Origin of the sequence: Rhodopseudomonas sp., from assembly GCF_048594845.1 — a bacterium.
Lineage (GTDB): Bacteria > Pseudomonadota > Alphaproteobacteria > Rhizobiales > Xanthobacteraceae > Rhodopseudomonas.
In genome coordinates this window covers 1-4,534 of record NZ_JBMDXE010000214.1, presented here as the reverse complement: position 1 = coordinate 4,534, position 4,534 = coordinate 1, and the positions used below count along the sequence as shown (strand labels likewise).

At 66.7% G+C, this 4,534-nt stretch carries 4 protein-coding genes and 1 pseudogene; all 5 read left to right on the top strand.

Going from position 1 to position 4,534, the window contains the following annotated elements:
* The first annotated feature begins 766 nt into the window (after nucleotides 1–766).
* The gene (locus tag ACOJTD_RS14125; RefSeq protein WP_420133530.1) at nucleotides 767–1,354 is read left to right on the top strand and encodes a sigma-70 family RNA polymerase sigma factor; all 588 of its coding nucleotides are present in this window, start codon (nucleotides 767–769) and stop codon (nucleotides 1,352–1,354) included.
* On the top strand, nucleotides 1,351–2,007 hold the full coding sequence (locus ACOJTD_RS14120) for a ChrR family anti-sigma-E factor (protein WP_420133529.1): 657 nt from the start codon (nucleotides 1,351–1,353) through the stop codon (nucleotides 2,005–2,007). The genes ACOJTD_RS14125 and ACOJTD_RS14120 overlap by 4 nt, the downstream gene beginning before the upstream one ends.
* A gap of 230 nt (nucleotides 2,008–2,237) precedes the next feature.
* Nucleotides 2,238–3,539 carry a serine hydroxymethyltransferase gene (gene glyA, locus ACOJTD_RS14115; protein ID WP_420133528.1) on the top strand — a complete coding sequence of 434 codons (1,302 nt, stop codon included), beginning with the start codon at nucleotides 2,238–2,240 and terminating at the stop codon, nucleotides 3,537–3,539.
* 149 nt (nucleotides 3,540–3,688) lie between these two features.
* Entirely contained in the window at nucleotides 3,689–4,171 is a 483-nt protein-coding gene (gene nrdR, locus ACOJTD_RS14110) for a transcriptional regulator NrdR (protein ID WP_054162851.1), read from the top strand.
* Nucleotides 4,168–4,534, top strand: a pseudogene (locus tag ACOJTD_RS14105) (riboflavin biosynthesis protein RibD); the annotation flags it as partial. The gene nrdR and the pseudogene ACOJTD_RS14105, both read left to right, overlap by 4 nt.

Genomic DNA, 4,534 nt, shown 5'->3' with positions numbered 1-4,534 from the left:
CCGGGCGGCGGGGTGCGTCGCGATGTTATACTCCCGGTATCAAAGCTTGACTATACCCGTCGGGCCGTAGTCCGTCTCGGGGGTCGCTGATAATCCGCGCTGCCAGTCGATCGGGGCGGGTTTGGCGCCGATCGACTTTGTCGGCCGCGTGTTGTCAGGGCGCGTGCGCGGCCGACGGGAGTGCAGACGGACCGGCCCTTAGCCGAGCAGGGCGTAGGGCACCAATGGTGCGAGAGTCATCAGCAGAGCGGCTCCGATCGCGGCGCGCTCCATGGCGCTGAGCTTGTTGAAAAACGTCATGGCAGACCTCCTCCGGGTTGGTAGTGTCCTCTCTACGGCGCGCCACGTCGCGTGGATCACTGCAAGCCGGTCACGGCCGCGTGACTTCACATGGCTATTTCGCCGCAGCCTTGCGCGACGACTTTTTCGACGTTGGACGTGATCCAAAAGCCGGGCCGCAACGTATCGATCGGAGGCCGGAGATACGTTGGAGGCTGCTTCCGTGACAGCGGCACTGGCCGCGCGGGAGCGCGGCTGCCATCGGGTCGGATGGGGCGATCGTCGGATGAGAGTACAGACACACGATGGTGAAGCCGTTGCCAGATACCAGCTCGGTCTGTGTGGCCTCGCGTCCCGACAGGACGACAGTCCGACGGAAGGCGCAATGCATCCTGCGGTCGCGGTCGGTAAGTTCGTCGGTGGTGCGGGACGGCTCGGTGCGGCAGTCCATCCCGGCCGATCGTCGCGCGAGAATGGACTGGTCGCCATGGACAGACTGCGGAGCGACCCTTCGGAGATCGCGGACCCGTGGTCCGCCTGCATCGTCCGAATTGCCACCGCGCAGGACGAAGCCGCGTTCGAAAAGCTGTTTCGTCATTTCGCGCCGCGGCTGAAGTCCTACTTCATCCTCCGCGGCGGCGATCCGGCGCTGGCGGAAGAGATCACGCAGGAGACGATGGTGTCGATCTGGCGCCATGCCGGCGCTTACGACCCCGCCAAAGCGTCGGCCGCGACCTGGATCTTTGCGATCGCCCGCAATCTCGGCATCGACCGGTTTCGCCAGGCGAAGCGACCGACGTTCGATCCCAATGATCCTGCTTTCGTCCCGGATGACGAGGAGCCGCCCGACCGGCTGCTCGAACGCGCCGAAATCGAACAAAGCGTGCGCGACGGGATGAATGCGCTGTCGCCGAACGAGAAGAGCGTCCTGATGTTGTCCTTCTACGAAAACCGATCCCACGGTGAGATCGCCGAACACCTTGGCCTGCCGATCGGCACGGTGAAGTCGCGCATCCGGCTTGCGTTCGGCAAGCTGCGCGCCGCGCTGGGGGACCGCAGCGGAGCAGGGCGATGAGCGTGCAGCATCACATCGGCGACGATCTGTTGCTGAGCTATGCCGCCGGCACTTTGGACGAAGCTTCGAGCCTGCTGGTGGCGACGCATCTGGCGCTGTGCCCGCACTGCCGCGCGCGCAGCACGGCCGCCGAGGCGGTCGGCGGCGAACTGCTGGAAGCGCTGCCGGCTGCTGAGTTGCCGCCCGGCATGATGCAATCGGTGATGGCGCAACTTCGCCGGGAGCCGCCCGCCGCGCCGGCTCCCGCACGGATGGCTCCCGCGTCCGATATCGTGATTCCCGAGCCGCTGCGCAGCTATCTCGGCGGCGACCTGCGGACGCTGCGCTGGACGCGGGTCGCGCCGCGGGTGCAGCAGATCGTGATCGACATCCCCGGCAGCCGTCCGCAGGCGCGGATGTTGCGCTTCCAAGGCGGCACCCAGGTGCCGACGCACGGTCATGGCGGCCGTGAGCTGACGCTGGTGCTGAGCGGCAGCCTGTGTGACCGTGATGCCGTGCTGGTGCGGGGGGACGTCGCCGAAACCGACGAGCAGACCGAGCACCAGCCCTATGCCGGGCCGGAGCAGGATTGCATATGCCTTGCCGTCACCGACGCGCCGCTGCGGTTCAAGAGCCCTTGGGCACGGCTGCTGCAGCCGCTGTTCCGCATCTAGCCGGGCCGAAACGGGCCTCTCCATCGGAGGTTCGACGATCTGCGAGCGCGCCTCCTGCAAATCCCTCTCATCCACCATATCTGGGTCTGACTGGGGCGCATGGCCGCAAATAGTGGCGGCGTCCTTGGCCGGGCGGTCCGGATGTGCTATGCGGCACCCGCCGCTTCCGAACCGCTATCCTGTAACCGCTCGCACCGGCTGAACCGGCTGCGGCGGTGGAGACATTGCCCATGAGCACATCAGCCAAGACCGCCTCTGCGCCCGACAGCTTCTTCTCCGCCTCGCTCGAGCAGGCCGATCCCGAGATCGCCGCCGCGATCCGCGGTGAACTCGGTCGCCAGCGCCACGAAGTCGAGCTGATCGCCTCCGAGAACATCGTCAGCCGCGCGGTGCTGGAAGCGCAGGGCTCGGTGATGACCAACAAGTATGCGGAAGGCTATCCGGGCAACCGTTACTACGGCGGCTGCGAATTCGTCGACGTCGCCGAGAATCTGGCGATCGAGCGCGCCAAGAAGCTGTTCGGCGCGGCCTTCGCCAACGTCCAGCCGAACTCCGGCAGCCAGATGAACCAGGCGGTGTTCCTGGCGCTGCTGCAGCCGGGCGACACTTTCATGGGTCTCGATCTCGCCGCCGGCGGTCATCTCACCCACGGCGCCCCGGTCAACATGAGCGGCAAGTGGTTCAAGCCGGTGCACTACACGGTGCGCCGCGAAGACCAGATGATCGATATGGATGCGGTCGCCAAGCTCGCCGAGGAAGCCAAGCCGAAGCTGATCATCGCTGGCGGCTCGGCCTATCCGCGCGCCTGGGACTTCAAGCGCTTCCGCGAGATCGCCGACAGCGTCGGCGCGTATTTCATGGTCGACATGGCGCACTTCGCCGGCCTGGTGGCGGGCGGCGTCCATGCCTCGCCGGTGCCGCACGCCCACGTCGTCACCACCACGACCCACAAGTCGCTGCGCGGCCCGCGCGGCGGCCTGATCCTGACCAACGACGAGGCGCTGGCCAAGAAGTTCAACTCGGCGATCTTCCCGGGCCTGCAGGGCGGCCCGCTGATGCACGTCATCGCCGCCAAGGCGGTCGCGTTCAAGGAAGCGCTTCAACCGGACTTCAAGGTCTACACGAAGAACGTCGTCGAAAATGCCAAGGCGCTTGCGGAAACGCTGCGTGCGGCCGGCTTCGATCTGGTCTCGGGCGGCACCGACAATCACCTCATGCTGGTCGACCTGCGGCCGAAGGGGCTGAAGGGCAACGTCTCCGAGAAGGCGCTGGTCCGCGCTGCCATCACCTGCAACAAGAACGGTATCCCGTTCGACCCCGAGAAGCCGTTCGTGACCTCGGGTCTGCGCCTCGGCACTCCGGCGGCCACCACCCGCGGATTCGGCGTCGCCGAGTTCCAGCAGGTTGGTAACCTCATCGCCGAAGTGCTGAATGCGATTGCACAATCGCCCGATGGGTCGGCGCCGCTGGTGGAAGCTTCGGTGAAGCAGCGCGTCAAGGAATTGACGGGTCGCTTCCCGATTTATCAGTAACGACTAACCACCCGTCATGGCCGGCCTTGTGCCGGCCATCCACGTCCTTGCAGCGTGGCGGCGGAGCGAAGACGTGGATGGCCGGGACGAGCCCGGTCATGACGAAGGTGAGGGACGATACCCTCGGACGGCACTGAGGACGCGTCGCGATGCGCTGCCCGAACTGCAACAGCCTCGATACCCAGGTGAAAGACTCGCGGCCGACCGAGGATTCCTCGGTGATCCGGCGGCGGCGGGTTTGCGTCGCGTGCAATTTCCGCTTCACCACCTTCGAGCGGGTGCAGCTGCGCGAACTCACCGTCATCAAGCGCAACGGCCGCCGCGTGCCGTTCGACCGCGACAAGCTGGTGCGCTCGGTGCAAATCAGCTTGCGCAAGCGGCCGGTCGAGCCGGACCGCGTCGAGCAGATGGTATCGGCGATCGTCCGCGAGCTGGAAAGCGGTGGTGAGGCCGACATCTCGTCGGAGACGATCGGCGAGATCGTGATGGATCACCTGCGCAAGCTCGACGATGTCGCCTATGTGCGGTTCGCCTCAGTCTATCGCAATTTTCGCGAGGCGAAGGACTTCGAGGCGGTGCTGGGCGAACTCACCAATGAGGACGAAATCCGGCCGGCGCTGGTCCGCAAATGATCTTCCGGATACTGGAAGAGCAATACGGCGCCAAGCTGGCCGCCGACAAGCAAGCCAAGGCGCGAGCGACGCCGAGTGCCGCCGCTGATCACCGTTACATGCAGCTGGCCCTGACGCTCGGACGCCGCGGCCTCGGCCGCACCGGCACCAATCCGGCGGTCGGGGCGGTGCTGGTCAAGGACGGCGTCATTGTGGGCCGCGGCTGGACGCAGGATGGCGGCCGGCCGCATGCCGAGGTCGAGGCGCTGCGCCGCGCCGGCGACGCCGCGCGCGGCGCGCCGCTGTACGTGCCGCTGGGGCCGTGCGCGCATCATGGCCGGTCGCCGCCCAGCGCCGACGCGGTGAACGCGGCCGGGGTAATGC

What these genes read in the sequence shown, in the direction of transcription:
- ACOJTD_RS14125 (WP_420133530.1), top strand. Translation starts at nt 767, where the DNA reads ATGGACAGACTGCGGAGCGACCCTTCGGAGATCGCGGACCCGTGGTCC.
- glyA (WP_420133528.1), top strand. Translation starts at nt 2,238, where the DNA reads ATGAGCACATCAGCCAAGACCGCCTCTGCGCCCGACAGCTTCTTCTCC.
- ACOJTD_RS14120 (WP_420133529.1), top strand. Translation starts at nt 1,351, where the DNA reads ATGAGCGTGCAGCATCACATCGGCGACGATCTGTTGCTGAGCTATGCC.
- nrdR (WP_054162851.1), top strand. Translation starts at nt 3,689, where the DNA reads ATGCGCTGCCCGAACTGCAACAGCCTCGATACCCAGGTGAAAGACTCG.